Raw genomic sequence first — 15,906 nt, 5'->3', positions numbered from 1 at the left:
TTTAGCTTTCGTCGAGCATGGGACGGAGTTGATCGTCCCATTGCTCCAGATCAGCCTGACTGATTTGCAGCCAGTCCAGCACTGACTCGCGGTGCGCGCCCCAGTCGGCATCGTCAGGCAGGCCTTCGTGTTGACGCATCAAGTGCTCGGCGATCAGGCCGGCGGCAATCAGGGTGTGCACTTCAGGCTCGATGCCGCCGTGGCCCAGTGAGCCCAGATCATGGTGCAGGCGAATGGCTGCCATCAACTCCGGCGCCATATTCCAGGCTCGGGTCAACAGGGCACCGGCCACCGCATGGTCGGTGCGGTGATTGGCGTTTTCGGTGGCGACGAAGCTGCGGTCCACCCGGGCCGAGGCTTCCACCATGGTGGAGCCATAGCCGCGCACACATTGCAGCAGCACCGGCATGCCCACATGGCAAAACAAGCCATAGGTGTGCGCCAAGTCGGGCGATAGACCTGGCAACTGGCGTGCGACGAAGGCCATGGCAATGGCCCGTTTGGTCGATCGCTCCCAAAAGCGCGCCAGGTGCGGGCTGTTGACGGGAATCGAGTTCTTCAGCAAAAAGCCGGTCATCACCGCAGCGGTTTCGCGCAGGCCGATGCGGGTCATGGCCTGGCCGACCGTGGTGCAGGGCAGCCCGTCGGATAAATGCATGGGGCTATTGGCCAGGCGCAGCAGGGTGGCCGACATGGCGACATCGCTGGCGGCGATGCGGGCCACTTCGGTCAGGTCGGGTTCGGCGTAAGCCATGGCCTGCTGCAAGCGGGCCAGCAACTCGGGGCAGGGCGGAATCACAATTTGCTTGAGTCCGCCGCTCTTGCGAGATTGCTCAATTTCTTGCTGGACCGTCTGGATGCTCATGGGATCAATGCTTTGGGGCCGGTGTCTGCGCTGCAGGCGCGAAACGAACAAACTAAAACTTGGGGACAGGCGCAGTCTCGCCGCCGGCGGGGCTCATCAGTCTGCATTATCGGCAGGCCGGGCCGGGGCTTGACCCTGGGATGAAGACGGTCAAGCCTAATTGTGAAGGCTGGCTGGCTAGGCCGGGCGTGAACTCATCATCGCTGCCCCTCAAAGTTTTCCCTTGTTTCTGATCGCGCAGGCCGATGGCGGGCTTGTCCAGCCTGTAAAGTGCTTTATATCTTTGCTCGTCGCTCAGGCGCCCCCAATTTTTTCGCATGCCTGCCGGTTTCATCACCCTGAATATGCTCCGGGCCTGGGCTCCGCCGCGTCGGTGGCTGGGGGCTTGGCTGGGTGCGTGGTGCATCGGCGGATTGCTCAGCCTGCTGCCCGCGCCAGGCAGCGCGCTGGACCAGGCGCGCTTGCTGGAGGCCGCTGCAAAATTCAATCAGCGCACGGTGAACGAAGCCCAGGCCTTGTTGCAGATGATTGAAAAAGCAGGCGCCCAAGACGAAGAGGCGCGCCTGAGCACGATCAACAGCTATCTGAACCGCCGCATCGAGTTTCGCGACGATGTCGAGGTCTGGGGCAAGGTGGACTACTGGGCCAGCCCTCTAGAAGCGCTGGACAAGGGGCGGGGCGACTGCGAGGACTACGCCATCGCCAAGTACTTCAGTCTGGTCTCGGCGGGGGTGCCGGTGGCCAAGCTGCGCATGGTCTATGTGCGAGCCACGGTGGGCGGGCGCTCGCTGGCTCATATGGTGCTGGCCTACTATGCCGAACCGAATGCTGAGCCGCTGATTCTGGACAATCTGATTGGCGTGGTGCGGCCCGCCTCGCAGCGGCCCGATCTGCAGCCGGTCTTCAGCTTCAACAGCGAAGGCCTGTGGCAAGGCGTGGGGGCCACCTCGGCGGGCGACCCGCTGGCACGCTTGTCGCAGTGGCGGGACCTGTTGGCCAAGGTCAGGGCTGAAGGGTTTTGAATGAGCGTTGTTGTTTCTTGATCATGAACACTGTCGATTGGGTTTTGTCATGTCCTTGATGCGTCAAGTTTGGTTACTGGTGGTGGGCGCGGTCTTGCTGGCGCTGGCCGGCAGCGTGGCGGTCTCGACCTTGTCGGTGCGCCAGTTGTTGCAATCGCAAATGCAGATCAAGAACAGCGATAACGCGGCCGCTCTGGCCTTGGCTTTGTCGCAGCAGCAGGGTGATGCCGAGTTGATGCAATTGCTGATCTCCGCTCAGTTCGACACTGGCTATTACCAAAGCGTGGTCTGGCGTGCTGCCGATGGCAAGGTGGCGTTTGAGCGCAGCGCGGCGGCCAAGCCCAGCCATGCCCCGGCTTGGTTTGTGCAGAGCCTGCCGATTGCCACCCAGGCCGGCGTGGCCCAGGTCTCAAACGGCTGGAATGCCATCGGCTCGGTGGAGGTGCTCTCGCATTCGGCCTATGCCCATGACGAGTTGTGGCGCAGCCTGACCCGCATCACGGCCTTGCTGGGCGGCGTGGCCTTGCTCGCAGGTATGGGCGCCTATTTGGCCTTGCACCGGATTCGGCGGCCGCTGGACAGCGCCGTGGCCCAAGCCCGCTCTGTGATGGAGGGCAGCTTTGGCCTGATTGAAGTGTCCACCGTGCCCGAGTTGAAAGGCCTGACCGAGGCCATGAATGCGATGGTGATGCGCGTGAAAAGCATGTTTGAAGCGCAGGCCGAGCAATTGCAAGTCTTGCGAGTGCAAGCCCATTGCGACCCGTTGACCGGCATGAGCACGCGCAAGCATTTCCTGGCTGAGCTGGAGTCGGCCCTGACCCGCGATGAAGGCCCGGCGCGTGGCGGCCTGGTGCTGCTGCGTTTGCGTGATCTGGCCGGTCTGAATCAGCGCCTCGGTCGCCCGGCGGTGGACCAAGTGCTGGTCAGCATGGCGGCCGCGGTGATGGCTTACCCCGAGCGGGTGCGCGGCTGCTTGGCCGGCCGCCTCAACGGTGCCGACTTTGCCCTGTGGTTGCCGGCGCCCGATGTGGCGGCAGAAACCGCCCAGGCTCTGGCCGATGCCTTGCGTGCCAGCCTGCCGGCTTTTGGCGGCGGCATTCAGGTCGCTCTGGGCGCGGTGGACTTGCCACGCGAATCGCAGATGGGCGTCTGGTTTGGTGAGGCCGACGCGGCCTTGGCGCGCGCAGAGAATCAGGCCGGCTTTGTGGTCGAGTCCATGACGGCGCCAAAAACCGAGGGCGCCTTGATGCAAAAGGCCCAGGGCGAGCGTGCATGGCGGGCACAGATTGGCGAGGCCTTGAAGGACCGCCGCGGCCGTTTGCTGCAGTACCCTGTCTTGGACCGCGAGGGTCGGGTCCTTCATCTGGAGTGCCCTTTGCAGTTGCAGTTAGATGCGCAGGGCGAGTTCGAGGCGGCCACCCGCTGGCTGCCCTTGGCGGTGCGCAGCCGTTTGACGGCCGATGTCGATTTGCTGGCGGTCTCGCTGGCGCTGGAAGCGATTGCCGCAGACGGCTTGCAGCGCTGCGTCAATATCGCGCCGGCCAGCTTGCTGGATGGCAGCTTTGTGGCCCGCCTGCGTGAACAGGTCTTTCATGCGCCGCAGGCGGCCCGCAAGCTGGGCCTGGAGTTGGCCGAGGGCGCAGCCATCCATCACTTCGATCTCTTGTTCGAAATGGGCCGACAGCTGCGGCCCTTGGGCGTCAAGCTGGGGCTGGAGCACGCCGGCGCCGGCCTGGCTCAGGTGGAGCGTCTTTACCAGGCGGGTCTGGACTATGTGAAGCTGGACGTGGCGGTGGTCACCGGCGTCTCAGGCGACGCCGCCCGTGCCGCCTTCGTGCGCGGCATGTTGGTGATGCTGCGCAGCCTGGCGCTGAAGGTCTATGCCGAAGGCTTGCGCGACGAGATGGATGTGCAAGCGCTCTGGGACTGTGAGCTGGATGGGGTGACCGGGCCCTGGGCCACCTCGCAGCACAAGGGTTGATCCGGGCCGTCAGAGCTACGGCTCGGGCGGATGATTCCTGGCGGTATGGGTCGGCAATGTCCCTGAGCGGAAGCCCGATTGATGCTCTGCTGCGCGCTTTGACTCGGCCCGCCGCCGTGCTCATGGTGCCCGGGCCGGCTCTGGCGAGCCAGCTTCCCTCGGTGCTCACTGCGCGGGTCAGCGGCGGCAAACTCGCTCCGTTCGCTCAAGCTCACTGCGCTCAAACAGGTGCCGCCAAGCTAGACGTTGAAGCGCGCTGCGCGCGCCTGACCCGCTCCGCTGCGCTCTCGGCCGGGCACAAATCGCCCGTCGGCGGGCCGAGTCAAATCGAAGTGGGCGTTGGGCAAGGGTGTTGAGGCAGTACGTTGGCGATGCAAGCGCACGGCAGCCCGGGCCGTTGTTGGGCGATTTGTGAGGGGCTGAGCAGCGCAGCGACTTGGGGCGCGCGCGCAGCGCGCTTCCACCTCTAGCTTGGCTCCGCATGTTTGAACGGAACGAGCGCAGCGAGTGAAGTGAGTTCGGAGCCGGCCCCAAGTTGCGAGCAGCGCAAGGCAGTCGGCCCACCGGGGCCGACCCCCGAGCCATGAGCCCGGCGACGGCCCGGGCTGCCGTGCCTCACACGTAAAACCAAACAGTCCACTCCGGGGACTTTGCCGCTGGTCACGCAGGACAAGGGGCGCTTGGAACAGAGGGCGCAGATGCCATTCGTTCAATTCACGAGGGCGAACGAGAGCCCCATTTACCGAGGTCCAGCGCATACTTGGGGCTCAGGTCGGCTACAACTTGGCGGCTTGCGCTTGAATTGGGCTTTAGCCGATATCGGCACAATGCAAACCGAAGGGGCGGCCGAGTCGGCGGTCTTCGAAGAAGCGCTGCAGGGTCTCGCGCACGGTGCGAAAGGCCAGCTCATCCCAAGGGATCTCATGCTCATGAAAGAGCTTGGCTTCCAGGGTTTCGGGGCCGGGGTTGAATTGATCCGACAGCAGCCGCGCGCGGTAGTAGAGGTGAATCTGCCCCACCTTGACCACATTCATCAAGCAGTAGAGCGGCAGCAACTCGATTTGCGCCCCGGCTTCTTCATCGGTTTCGCGCATTGCACCTTGGGCTGAGGTTTCGCCCAGCTCCAAAAAACCGGCCGGCAGGGTCCAAAAGCCATGGCGAGGCTCGATGGCGCGGCGGCACAAAAGCACTTGCACCGGCCCGCGGTCCGCGCCTTCGGGTTCCCAGATGGGCAGGGTGCCCACCACATTGATCGGGTTTTCGTAGTGGATGCTGCTGCAGACCGTGCAGGTGGCGCGTTCGCGGTTGTCGTCGGCCGGCACGGCGTAGTCGACGGCGGCGCCGCAACTGGGGCAAAACTTGAAGCGTCGAGGGATCCACATAGGCCCAGTTTAGCGGCCCTGTTTGAATCAGCCGTGGCATCATCCGCAGCCATGGAACTCTTCAATTACTTTCGCTCCTCGGCCTCCTACCGCGTGCGCATTGCGCTGGCGCTCAAGGGGCTGGATTACGACTACCGCGCGGTGCATCTGGCCAAGAATGAGCAGTTCGATCCTGCTTATGCCAGCGCCTCCATGTCCAAGCTGGTGCCTTTGCTGCGGGACGGCGATGCGCTGATCAGCCAGTCCCTGGCCATCATCGAATACCTGGATGAAACCCATCCGCAGCCGCCTTTGCTGCCGGCTGATGCATTGGGCCGAGCCCAGGTGCGCGCGTTGGCGCAAGACATCGCCTGCGAGATCCACCCCTTGAACAATCTGCGGGTGCTGCGCTATCTCAGCAAAGACCTGGGTCTGGACGAAGACAACAAGAACCGCTGGTACCGCCATTGGGTGGAAAGCGGGCTGGAAGTGGTGGAAATGCGCCTGAAGCAGGGCGCGGGCCGCTTCTGCCATGGCGATACGCCGGGCTTGGCCGATTGCGTGTTGGTGCCGCAGATCTTCAATGCCAAACGCTTTGAGTGCCGACTCGAGCATGTGCCTGAGGTGATGCGGGTGTTCGAGAACTGCATGGCCCTGGACGCTTTCGCTAAGACGCAGCCGAGTGCTTGCCCCGATGCTGAATGAGGCTGCGGCCTATGCTCAAGACTGGCTGAGGCCGGCATGGGCGCCGGGCTCTGATCTGCCGGTGACGGCCTTGATGAGCACCCGCTCGGGCGGTGTGAGCCAAGGGCCTTATGCCAGCATGAATGTGGGCGTGGCGGTGCACGATGAGCCGGCGGCGGTGGCCGAGAACCGGGCGCGCATCGAGCAGGCGCTGGGCGCACGCGCGGTGTTTTTGCAGCAGGTGCATGGCGCAGATGTTGTGCTTTTGCAGCCGCAGCATGTGCAAGCCGGGGCGCCAACGCTGATTGCGGACGCCAGTGTCAGCGTGACGCCCGGCCTGGGTGTGGTGATCCAAGTGGCCGATTGCCTGCCGGTTTTGTTCGCCGCGCCGGGCGGCGTGGCGGGCGCGCATGCCGGTTGGCGCGGGCTGAGCGCCGGGGTGCTGGAAAACACCGTGGCTGCCTTGTGCGCAGCGGCGCATTGCCGCCCCAATCAGGTGCAAGCCTGGCTGGGCGCTTGCATCGGCCCGCAGGCTTTTGAAGTGGGGCCCGATGTGTTGGCGGCCTTCGGCGCGAGCGATGACCCGATCGATCGCGAGTTCTTCAAGTACCAGCCCAATGCGGCCGGTCAGCCCCGTTGGCGAGCCGATTTGGCTGGGCTGGCGCGCCAGCGGCTGCAGGCGCTAGGCCTGGGCTTTGTCAGCGGCGTCCAAGCCTGTACCTTCAGCGAAGCTTCACGGTTCTTTTCGTTCCGGCGCGAGCCCCGCTGTGGCCGCATGGTGGCTGCTATCAGCCTGCGAGCCTGATTCTGGCGCCGCTGTCTGGGCCATCGCTGCGGCCTGCTCGGCCAGCTCCGCGCGCTTGCGGGCCGCTTTTCTGGGGCCTGAGCCCAAGATATACATCACGATGGAGATGGGCAGAATCCCGTACAGAAACAAAGTTACGATGGCACCCAGGATGGAGCCCTGGCTGCTGGTCGCTTCGGCCAGCGCCATCATCAAGGCCACATAGCCCCAGGCGATTGCAATCAGATACATGGCATGTCATCGGTTGGTAAGGCGAGAAGGTTACAACAGGGCTTAGGCCGAATGGCGAGGCCCCTTCAGTACAGCAGCATTGTTTGAGGAGATTTATGACCCGTAGAACAAGAGCCCCGGCCTCGGCCAGCGAGGGCGCGAGCACCACCGGCCCGGCAGTCAAGAGGCGCAGCCCTCGCGCTACAGCCGCCGCTGCAGAGAAAACCGAGGCCGCAGGCGCTGCTGCACCTCAGGCCGAGACCAAGCCCGGCGATGGTTTTGCTGAGATCTGGAAGTCCTTCTCTGCCTTCTCCGGCCTGCAAATCCCCATGAATGCCCTGGCAGCGCTGCAAAGTGACTACCTCAAGCAGGCCACCGAGCTCTGGAATGCTTCTTTGCACGGCAGCGTGGCCGAAGCACCGCAGGCGTTGAAAGATCGGCGCTTTGCCAACCCTGCCTGGAGCAGCAATCCGGCCAGCGCCTTCATGGCCCAGCTGTATTTGCTCAATGCCAAGACCTTGCAGCAACTCGCCGAAAAGGTCGAAGGCGAAGACAAAACCAAGGCTCGCATCCGCTTTGCGGTGCAGCAGTTTGTGGACGCCGCCTCGCCGAGCAATTTTCTGGCCCTGAACCCGGAAGCCCAGGCCCTGGCCCTGCAAAGCAAGGGCGAGAGCATCGCCAAGGGCATGCAGCAACTCTGGGACGATTTGCAGCGCGGCCATGTCTCGCAAACCGATGAGAGCGCCTTCGAGGTGGGCCGCAATGTGGCCACCACCGCTGGCGACATCGTCTTTGAGAACGACTTTTTTCAGCTGATCGAGTACAAGCCGCTGACCGAACAGGTCCATGAGCGGCCCTTCTTGTTGGTGCCGCCTTGCATCAACAAGTACTACATCCTCGATCTGCAGCCGGACAACTCCTTGATCCGCTATGCGGTGTCACAAGGCCACCGCACGTTCGTGCTGAGCTGGCGCAATCCGGATGATCATTGCAAGACTTGGACCTGGGACGACTACGTCGAGTCGGCCGTGATCCAGGCGATTGCCGTGGTGCAAGACATCGGCGGCGCTAAGCAGATTGACACCCTGGGCTTTTGCGTCGGCGGCACCTTGCTGGCCACCGGCCTGGGCGTCTTGGCGGCGCGCGGCCAGCACCCGGCCGCCAGCATGACCTTGCTGACCACGCTGATCGATTTCTCCAGCAACGGCATTCTGGACATCTTTGTCGACGAAGCCTCGGTGCATCAGCGCGAAACCACTTTGGGCCTGCAATCGCCCAAGGGTCCAGGCTTGCTGAAGGGCCAGGAGCTGGCCACCACCTTCAGCTTCTTGCGACCCAACGATCTGGTTTGGAACTATGTGGTCGCCAATTATCTGAAGGGCGAGGCGCCGCCACCCTTCGATTTGCTGTACTGGAATGGTGACTCCACCAATCTGCCCGGCCCGATGTACTGCTGGTACTTGCGCCACACCTATTTGCAAAACGAGTTGAAGCAGCCGGGCAAGCTGACGGTCTGTGGCGAGAAACTGGACTTGAGCAAGATCAAGGCGCCAGTCTTTATCTACGGCTCGCGTGAAGACCATATCGTGCCCTGGGAAGCGGCCTATCGCTCCACCCAGGTCTTCACCAGTGAGCGCACCTTTGTGATGGGTGCCTCCGGCCACATTGCCGGCGTGATCAACCCTGCCAGCAAGAACAAGCGCAGCCATTGGGTCGCCGGCAATGCCAAGCTGCCAGCCGCGCCCGAGCAGTGGCTGGCTGCGGCTGAAGAGCGTGCGGGCAGTTGGTGGCCGGTCTGGGCCGAGTGGTTGGCGAGCCACGCCGGTGCCCTGAAGCCCGCACCCAAGGCGCCGGGCAACCGCAAGTACAAAGCCATTGAGCCCGCGCCGGGCCGTTACGTCCAACAAAAAGCTTGATCGATGCTGTGCTGATGGCGGCTCTTGGTGGTCGCCCAGCGCCTAACCCTGATTTCTAACGGAGAGTGAAGAGATGAGCGATATCGTGATTGTGGCGGCGGCCCGTACCGCCATTGGCAAATTCGGCGGCACCCTCGCCAAGACCTCGGCCGTGGACCTGGGCGCAACCGTGGTGCGCGATCTGCTGCGTCGCAGCGGCCTGGATGGCTCGCAGATCCATGAAGTCATCATGGGTCAGGTCTTGACCGCAGGCGCCGGCCAAAACCCGGCGCGCCAAACCGTCATCAAGGCCGGCCTGCCTAACACCGTGCCCGCCATGACCATCAACAAGGTCTGCGGCTCCGGCCTGAAGGCAGTGATGCTGGCGGCCCAGGCCATCCGTGACGGCGACTCTGAGATCGTCATTGCCGGCGGCCAAGAGAATATGAGCCTGAGCGCGCATGTGCTGCCGGGCTCGCGCGATGGTCAGCGCATGGGGGACTGGAAGCTGGTCGACACCATGATCGTCGACGGCCTGTGGGACGTTTACAACCAGTACCACATGGGCATCACGGCCGAGAACGTGGCCAAGCAGTACAGCATCAGCCGCGAAGCGCAGGACGCGCTGGCTTTGGGCTCGCAGCAAAAAGCCGCCGCCGCTCAGGACGCTGGCCGCTTCAAGGACGAAATCGCTGCGGTGACGATTCCGCAGAAGAAAGGCGACGCCATCGTTTTCGATGCCGATGAGTTCATCAACCGCAAGAGCAATGCCGATGCCCTGGCCGGTCTGCGCCCGGCCTTTGACAAGGCCGGCAGCGTCACTGCTGGCAATGCCTCGGGCCTGAATGACGGCGCCGCCGGTCTGCTGATCATGTCGGCCGCCAAGGCCGCCAGCCTGGGCCTGACTCCTTTGGCTCGCATTGCCTCCTACGCCTCGGCCGGTCTGGACCCCTCCATCATGGGCATGGGCCCGGTGCCAGCGGCCAAGAAGGCGCTGGAGCGCGCCGGCTGGAAGGCGCAAGACCTGGACCTGCTGGAAATCAACGAAGCCTTCGCCGCGCAAGCCTGCGCGGTGCACCAAGAAATGGGCTGGGACCTGAGCAAGGTCAACGTCAATGGTGGCGCGATTGCGCTGGGCCACCCGATCGGCGCTTCCGGCGCTCGCATCTTGGTGACCCTGCTGCATGAGATGCAGCGCCGCGATGCCAAGAAGGGCATTGCCTCGCTGTGCATCGGCGGCGGCATGGGCGTAGCCCTGACGGTGGAACGCTGAGTTCCAGAAACGACAAAAACGGCAGCACTAGGGGCCAACCCGCTTGACCCGAACTGGGGCTTGCGGGAGCCTGAGTGTGCCGATCGGCCTATTTATTGTGGAGACATCAAAATGAGTCAGAAAGTTGCATACGTTACCGGCGGCATGGGTGGCATCGGGACCGCCATGTGCCAGCGCCTGCACAAAGAAGGTTTCAAGGTCATCGCCGGTTGCGGCCCTAGCCGCGACTACGACAAGTGGTTGTCTGAGCAAGCCGCCTTGGGCTACACCTTCTACGCCTCGGTGGGCAATGTGGGCGACTGGGATTCGACCGTCGCCGCCTTTGACAAGGTCAAGGCTGAACACGGCAGCATTGATGTGCTGGTCAACAACGCCGGCATCACGCGCGACGGCATGTTCCGCAAGATGAGCAAGGCAGACTGGGACGCGGTGATGAACACCAATCTGGACAGCATGTTCAACGTCACCAAGCAGGTGATCGAAGGCATGCTCGACAAGGGCTGGGGTCGCATCATCAATATCTCCTCGGTGAACGGCGAGAAAGGTCAGTTCGGCCAGACCAATTATTCGGCTGCCAAGGCCGGTATGCACGGCTTCACCATGGCTCTGGCTCAAGAAGTGGCCAGCAAGGGCGTGACGGTCAACACCGTCAGCCCAGGCTATATCGGCACCGATATGGTCAAGGCCATCAAGCCTGATGTGCTGGAAAAAATCGTCGCCACCATCCCGATCAAGCGCCTCGGCACACCTGAAGAAATCGCCGCCATCGTCGCTTGGCTGGCCGGCAATGATTCTGGCTTCACCACCGGCGCCGACTTCAGCTGCAATGGCGGCTTGCACATGGGCTGATTGTTGCCCGTCTTGGAACAGCCTTGCCCTAAGGCTCGCTAATGGCTGTAGCTGGCCGAGGACTGCGCCAAGAAACGCAGCCCGGCCTTCATCCACCAAGGCTGAACAAACCCTTTGATCGCTTTGCGAGAGCCACGGCTTGTGCCGTGGCTTGCCGCGCTTGTTCAGCGAGACTCAGATGCGCGGGAGGCGCAAGCAATGAATTTGAAGAAAACGCTGTTGGCTGCCGTGCTGCTGGCCAGTCTGTCGAGCATGGCCGCGCCAATGCCCCGAGAGCAACTGGTGGACCGCCTGCAACTGTTGGCCGAGCGGGGCGATGCGCAGGCGCACTATCACCTGGGCATGCTCTACAACAATGGCATTGGCGTGGACAAAGACCTGCAGCGCGCCTACCGCAGCTTTGTGGCGGCCGCCGCTGCCGGCGATCCCTTGGGGGCTTACAAAGTGGGTTGCTATCTCGCCGGGCAATTCCCGAGTGTGGTGCCCCTGGATCTTGAACAAGCGCTCACCCAAAAGCTGCGCGCCGCCGAGGCGGGCTACGACCTGGCGCAGTTGGACGTAGCCCAGATGTATCTGAAGCGCGCCAAGGGCACCGAGGCTCGAAAGTGGCTCGAAAGGGCGGCCGCGCAAGGGCAGGCACAGTCGCTCTACAACCTTGCAGCGGGCCATAGCAAAGGCTTGTGGCCCGAGGCAGATGCGGCCCTCGGCTACGCCTACTTCAAGCTGGCCCATTTGGCCTCGACGGGGCAGGTCAATCCGCGCGCTCAGAGTTCCTTGGATGAGATGGGGCGCTCGCTGTCGGCTGAGCAGTTGCAGCGCGCTCAAGACTTGGTGGCTGCCTGGCAGCCTCAGCGCAGCGAGCTTTCTCTCAGGGCCAAGAATGGCCTTTCAGAGGCTGAGGCTTTGGCAGCACGCGCCGACTAGCGTGCGCTGCGCTGCAGGCCTGACGATGGGCTTGCTTGGGTCGCAGCAAGAGGTGGGCAACTTTGGTTAGGATGCCGCTCAATGAGTGAGTTGCCAACCGGAGAGAGTCATGGCCATGGATGTAGTCGATTACGAGATCAAGGGCGCAGAGATGCAATTCGTCGAGGTCGAACTCGACCCTGGCGAAGCCGCGATCGGTGAAGCCGGCAGCATGATGTTCATGGACTCAGACATCCAAATGGACACCGTGTTTGGTGATGGCGCCCCGCAACAAGGCGGCTTTTTCGGCAAGTTGATGGGGGCAGGCAAGCGCCTGGTGACCGGTGAGTCGATGTTCACCACCATCTACACCAACCAAGGCTCAGGCAAGCGCCGGGTGGCCTTTGCCGCGCCTTACCCCGGCAAGATCTTGCCCATGGACCTGCGCCAGCTGGGTGGCACGCTGATCTGCCAGAAAGACGCCTTCTTGTGCGCGGCGCGTGGCGTCTCGCTGGGCATTGCCTTGCAGCAAAAGCTCTCGACCGGCTTTTTCGGCGGCGAGGGCTTCATCATGCAAAAGCTCGACGGGGATGGCCTGGCCTTTGTGCATGCCGGTGGCACCGTGGTGCGGCGCACGCTGCAAGCGGGGCAAACGCTCTTGGTCGATACCGGCTGCGTGGTGGCCTACACGCCAAGCGTGAATTTCGAAATTCAGTATGTGGGCAAGATCAAAACCGCGCTGTTTGGCGGCGAGGGCTTGTTCCTCGCCAAGCTGACCGGGCCGGGTGAGCTGTGGCTGCAAAGCCTGCCCTTCTCGCGCTTGGCTTCGCGCGTGTTTGCGGCTGCCCCGCAGCGCGGCGGCAGCCGGGAAGAGGGCTCGGTGCTCGGCGGCTTCGCGGGCGCAGGCTTGTTGGGTGGTTTGCTCGGGGGCGACAGCGACGAGTGAGCCGGCTCCGGGCCGGCTTCACGGCTGGCCCTGGGTCGTCCGAAGCATGAGGCAGCGCAAAGCCCAACTTGGCGCGCGGCACTACACTCGGTCTGAGCGGTGTCGCCTGGCGATGCTGCATTGATTTGCTTTTTTCGGCGCTATCTGCGGCGCCGCCCGACCTCTCTGCTCCGTGTCGTTCAAGGAACTCCCGATGTTTTTTCAGCCCCGGCCGCGCCAACTGCGGACCCTGAGCTTGTACTTGCCCTTGTGCTTGACCTTGCTTGCTTCAGTCGCTACCTCCGGTGTTGCCCAGGCAGCCCCTGCAAGTGAAAAGCCCGCTCGGCCGATTTTTGTGCTGAATTCGCTGGACGCCGACATCAGCGTGGTGGACCCGGTCAGCTTCAAGCAGATCAAACGCATCCCCACCGGCAAAGAGCCGCATCACCTCTACCTGACCCCCGATGAAAAATCGCTGGTGGTGGCCAATGCTCTGGGCGATTCGCTGACCTTCATCAACCCCAGTACCGCCGAAGTTCAGCGGGTACTGCAAGGTATTCACGACCCTTATCACCTGCGTTTCTCTCCGGACATGAAGTGGTTCGTGACCGCCGCGAATCGACTCGATCATGTGGCCATCTATCGCTGGGTGCCCAGCGACGCGGATAAGCCGATGCAGTTGGTGAAGAAGATTCCAGCGCCCAAGACGCCCAGCCATCTGTTCATCGACAGCAAGAGCACCGTGCTCTATGTGAGCCTGCAAGACAGCGATGAATTGCTGGCGGTGGATTTGGCGACTCAGGCGCCGCGCTGGAAGGTGCCGGTCGGCAAGATGCCGGCGGACATCTTCTTGACGCCGGACGACAAGCACATCTTGGTGGCCTTGACCGGCGACAAGCTGGTTGAGGTCTATGACGTCAGCGGCGCCGCGCCCAAGTTGGTGAAGCGCGTCCCGACCGGCGATGGCGCTCACTCCTTCCGCGCATGGGGCGATGGTCGCCATGTGCTGGTCAGCAACCGCGCGGCTAACACCATCAGCAAGATCGATCTGCAGAGTTTTGCGGTGGTGGACAAATTCCCCGGCCCCAGCGGCCCGGACGATATGGAAGTGCTGGGCGATGGCAAGACGCTGCTGGTGAGCTCACGCTGGGCTGGCAAGTTGACCATGATTGACACGCAGACCAAGAAGGTGGTGAAGCAGGTCAAGGTTGGCAAGTCGCCGCACGGCGTGTGGACCTTGGATCATCGGCCGAGGCAGTGATGAGCAAGCGCTGGGCTCCTCTAGCCCTGGCCAAGGTTCTGGTTTTGGCCGTATTGCCGGCATCGATTGCCGCGCAGACCTGCGACAAGCCGGTTTACCTCACTTTTGACACCGGCCATATGGCCGTGGCGCCCTTGATCGCCGAGACGCTCAAGCGCTTTGATGCCCGCGCCACCTTCTTCTTGGCCAATGAGCCGACCAAGGATGGCGGCACGACGCTGGACGAGCAATGGGCCCCATGGTGGCGGGCGCGTGCCCAAGAGGGCCATGACTTCGGCAGCCACACCTGGGACCACGACATCTGGTTGGCCGACTCCAAGGGGGGCGCTGCCTTCAAGGTGCGCACCGTCGCGGGTGAGAACCAGCCGGTCTACCGTGAACGGAGCGCCGAGCAGTACTGCGCCAGTCTCAAGCAGGTGGCAACTCGCTTTGCTGAGATGACCGGCCAGACCCTGGGCCCGATCTTCCGCGCACCGGCCGGCAGGACTTCACCCGCCTTGCAGCAAGCCGCTCAGCGCTGTGGTTATGTGCATGTGGGCTGGGATGCGGCCGGCTTCCTGGGCGATGAACTGCCCAGCGACCGCTACCCCAACGAGCAGCTGTTGCAGCGCGCGCTGCAGAACATCCGGCCCGGTGATATCTTGATGGCGCATCTGGGCATTTGGTCGCGCCAAGATGCATGGGCCCCGGCAGTGTTGGCGCCCTTGATGCAGGGTCTGAAGGACAAAGGCATGTGCTTCGCGCCGCTGCGTGAACATCCGCGCTATGCCTTGTTGTTCAAGGTAGCGGCGGTCTTGCAAAAGCCGACAGCACCGTTGCCCGCAACTCAGGAAACTCGCGAGAAATGATGGAATGGTTCAGCGATGCCTTCGAGCAGGCGCAGCTGTTTTTGTTTGAAGCTGTGGTGCAGCCGCTGGTGTTTTCGCTCGGTGGCGGCAATCTTTTGGAAGACGCTTTTGCCGCCACCGGTTGGCTGCTGGTCGGGCTGATTCAAATCACGGTGATGCTGATCGTGATTGGTGCGCTGGAGCGTTGGCGGCCGGTGGAACCGCTGCAAGACCGCGCAGCGGTGCGCGTCGATGTGATCTACACCTTGATTCATCGCCTCGGTCTGTTCCGTCTGGCGATGTTCTTCAGCATTGACCCGATGTGGGACGCGCTGTTTGGCCAAGCGCGTCTGGCCGGTCTGCCGACCTTTCAGCTCGATGCCTTGTGGCCCGGCGTGACCGATGTGCCCTTGATCAGCTTTTGCATCTACCTCTTGGTCTTTGATCTGGTCAATTACTGGCTGCACCGGGGGCAGCATGCCTGGAACTGGTGGTGGGCGCTGCATTCGCTGCATCACAGCCAGCGCCAGATGACGATGTGGAGCGACAACCGCAACCATTTGTTGGACGACCTCTTACGCGATTCGGCCTTTGTGCTGCTGGCGCGTTTGATTGGGGTAGAACCGGGCCAGTTCGTGGCACTGGTCGCCGTGTCGCAGTTGATGGAAAACCTGCAGCACGCCAATGTGAAGCTCTGGTTTGGACCAGTGTTGGAGCGTGTGGTGGTCAGCCCGCGTTTTCATCGCCTGCACCACTCGATTGGCGTCGGCCATGAGTCGGCCGGGCGGGGCACTTTGGGTGGGCACAATTTTGCCGTGCTGTTCCCGATCTGGGATATTGTGTTCGGCACCGCTAACTTCGATTTGCGCTGGGATGCAACAGGTGTGCGCGACCAGTTGCCGGAAGAGGGCGGGCGTGACTATGGCCGAGGCTTTTGGGCTCAGCAGCGACTGGGCCTTGGGCGACTGCTAGGCCGGCGTTAATTCCGCAAGGCGGCAAGGCGGCAAGCGAAGCAGGCTCTCGCTAAGATAGCCGCGCTCGCCCT

Annotated in this window: 15 protein-coding genes; 12 read left to right on the top strand and 3 right to left on the bottom strand. The window is 62.8% G+C overall.

The window, feature by feature from the left end:
- Window position 1 precedes the first annotated feature (1 nt).
- Window positions 2–865, bottom strand: coding sequence for an HDOD domain-containing protein (locus LNV06_RS07475; RefSeq protein ID WP_263537634.1), 864 nt, complete (start codon window positions 863–865; stop codon window positions 2–4).
- Window positions 866–1,182: 317 nt separating this feature from the next.
- Between LNV06_RS07475 and LNV06_RS07470 the strand changes: the two genes are divergently transcribed.
- Both LNV06_RS07470 and LNV06_RS07465 read left to right on the top strand, forming a co-directional pair.
- A complete protein-coding gene (locus LNV06_RS07470) occupies window positions 1,183–1,887 on the top strand; it encodes a transglutaminase-like cysteine peptidase (protein WP_263537633.1) in 705 nt (234 codons plus the stop codon).
- Between the two features lie 49 nt (window positions 1,888–1,936).
- Window positions 1,937–3,868: a bifunctional diguanylate cyclase/phosphodiesterase gene (locus LNV06_RS07465; RefSeq protein WP_263537632.1), complete on the top strand. Its 1,932-nt coding sequence runs from the start codon at window positions 1,937–1,939 to the stop codon at window positions 3,866–3,868.
- Window positions 3,869–4,677: 809 nt separating this feature from the next.
- Here LNV06_RS07465 and LNV06_RS07460 read toward each other — a convergent pair.
- On the bottom strand, window positions 4,678–5,250 hold the full coding sequence (locus tag LNV06_RS07460) for an NUDIX hydrolase (protein WP_263537631.1): 573 nt from the start codon (window positions 5,248–5,250) through the stop codon (window positions 4,678–4,680).
- A gap of 51 nt (window positions 5,251–5,301) precedes the next feature.
- Between LNV06_RS07460 and maiA the strand changes: the two genes are divergently transcribed.
- Window positions 5,302–5,934, top strand: coding sequence for a maleylacetoacetate isomerase (maiA, locus tag LNV06_RS07455; RefSeq protein WP_263538319.1), 633 nt, complete (start codon window positions 5,302–5,304; stop codon window positions 5,932–5,934).
- Complete coding sequence (pgeF, locus tag LNV06_RS07450) at window positions 5,924–6,718, top strand: peptidoglycan editing factor PgeF (RefSeq protein WP_263537630.1); 795 nt, start codon at window positions 5,924–5,926, stop codon at window positions 6,716–6,718. Before maiA ends, pgeF begins: the two co-directional genes overlap by 11 nt.
- Here the strand turns inward: pgeF and LNV06_RS07445 are convergent.
- Entirely contained in the window at window positions 6,647–6,949 is a 303-nt protein-coding gene (locus tag LNV06_RS07445; protein WP_263537629.1) for a hypothetical protein, read from the bottom strand. The two genes, pgeF and LNV06_RS07445, sit on opposite strands and share 72 nt — an antisense overlap.
- 95 nt (window positions 6,950–7,044) lie before the next feature.
- Here LNV06_RS07445 and phaC point away from each other — a divergent pair, with 95 nt between their 5' ends.
- The 8 genes from phaC (at window position 7,045) to LNV06_RS07405 (ending at window position 15,844) form a co-directional block, all read left to right on the top strand.
- Window positions 7,045–8,844, top strand: coding sequence for a class I poly(R)-hydroxyalkanoic acid synthase (gene phaC / locus LNV06_RS07440; protein WP_411970079.1), 1,800 nt, complete (start codon window positions 7,045–7,047; stop codon window positions 8,842–8,844).
- A 73-nt stretch (window positions 8,845–8,917) separates the two neighbouring features.
- The gene (locus LNV06_RS07435; RefSeq protein ID WP_263537628.1) at window positions 8,918–10,096 is read left to right on the top strand and encodes an acetyl-CoA C-acetyltransferase; all 1,179 of its coding nucleotides are present in this window, start codon (window positions 8,918–8,920) and stop codon (window positions 10,094–10,096) included.
- A gap of 111 nt (window positions 10,097–10,207) precedes the next feature.
- A complete protein-coding gene (gene phbB / locus LNV06_RS07430; protein WP_263537627.1) occupies window positions 10,208–10,945 on the top strand; it encodes an acetoacetyl-CoA reductase in 738 nt (245 codons plus the stop codon).
- 198 nt (window positions 10,946–11,143) lie between these two features.
- Window positions 11,144–11,869, top strand: coding sequence for a tetratricopeptide repeat protein (locus LNV06_RS07425; protein WP_263537626.1), 726 nt, complete (start codon window positions 11,144–11,146; stop codon window positions 11,867–11,869).
- Between the two features lie 109 nt (window positions 11,870–11,978).
- Window positions 11,979–12,794 (top strand): TIGR00266 family protein, encoded by an 816-nt coding sequence (locus LNV06_RS07420; RefSeq protein WP_263537625.1) that lies wholly within the window; start codon window positions 11,979–11,981, stop codon window positions 12,792–12,794.
- Window positions 12,795–12,987: 193 nt separating this feature from the next.
- A complete protein-coding gene (locus LNV06_RS07415) occupies window positions 12,988–14,034 on the top strand; it encodes a YncE family protein (RefSeq protein WP_263537624.1) in 1,047 nt (348 codons plus the stop codon).
- Entirely contained in the window at window positions 14,034–14,882 is an 849-nt protein-coding gene (locus LNV06_RS07410; RefSeq protein ID WP_263537623.1) for a polysaccharide deacetylase family protein, read from the top strand. Before LNV06_RS07415 ends, LNV06_RS07410 begins: the two co-directional genes overlap by 1 nt.
- Window positions 14,882–15,844, top strand: a complete 963-nt coding sequence (locus LNV06_RS07405) for a sterol desaturase family protein (RefSeq protein ID WP_263538317.1) — start codon at window positions 14,882–14,884, stop codon at window positions 15,842–15,844. The genes LNV06_RS07410 and LNV06_RS07405 overlap by 1 nt, the downstream gene beginning before the upstream one ends.
- The last annotated feature ends 62 nt before the right edge of the window (window positions 15,845–15,906 follow it).

This window comes from Paucibacter sp. Y2R2-4 (genome assembly GCF_025717535.1).
Classification (GTDB): Bacteria; Pseudomonadota; Gammaproteobacteria; order Burkholderiales; family Burkholderiaceae_C; genus Paucibacter_A.
Note: the sequence above shows the minus strand (reverse complement) of the source record. Positions and strands in the feature narration are given on the sequence as shown.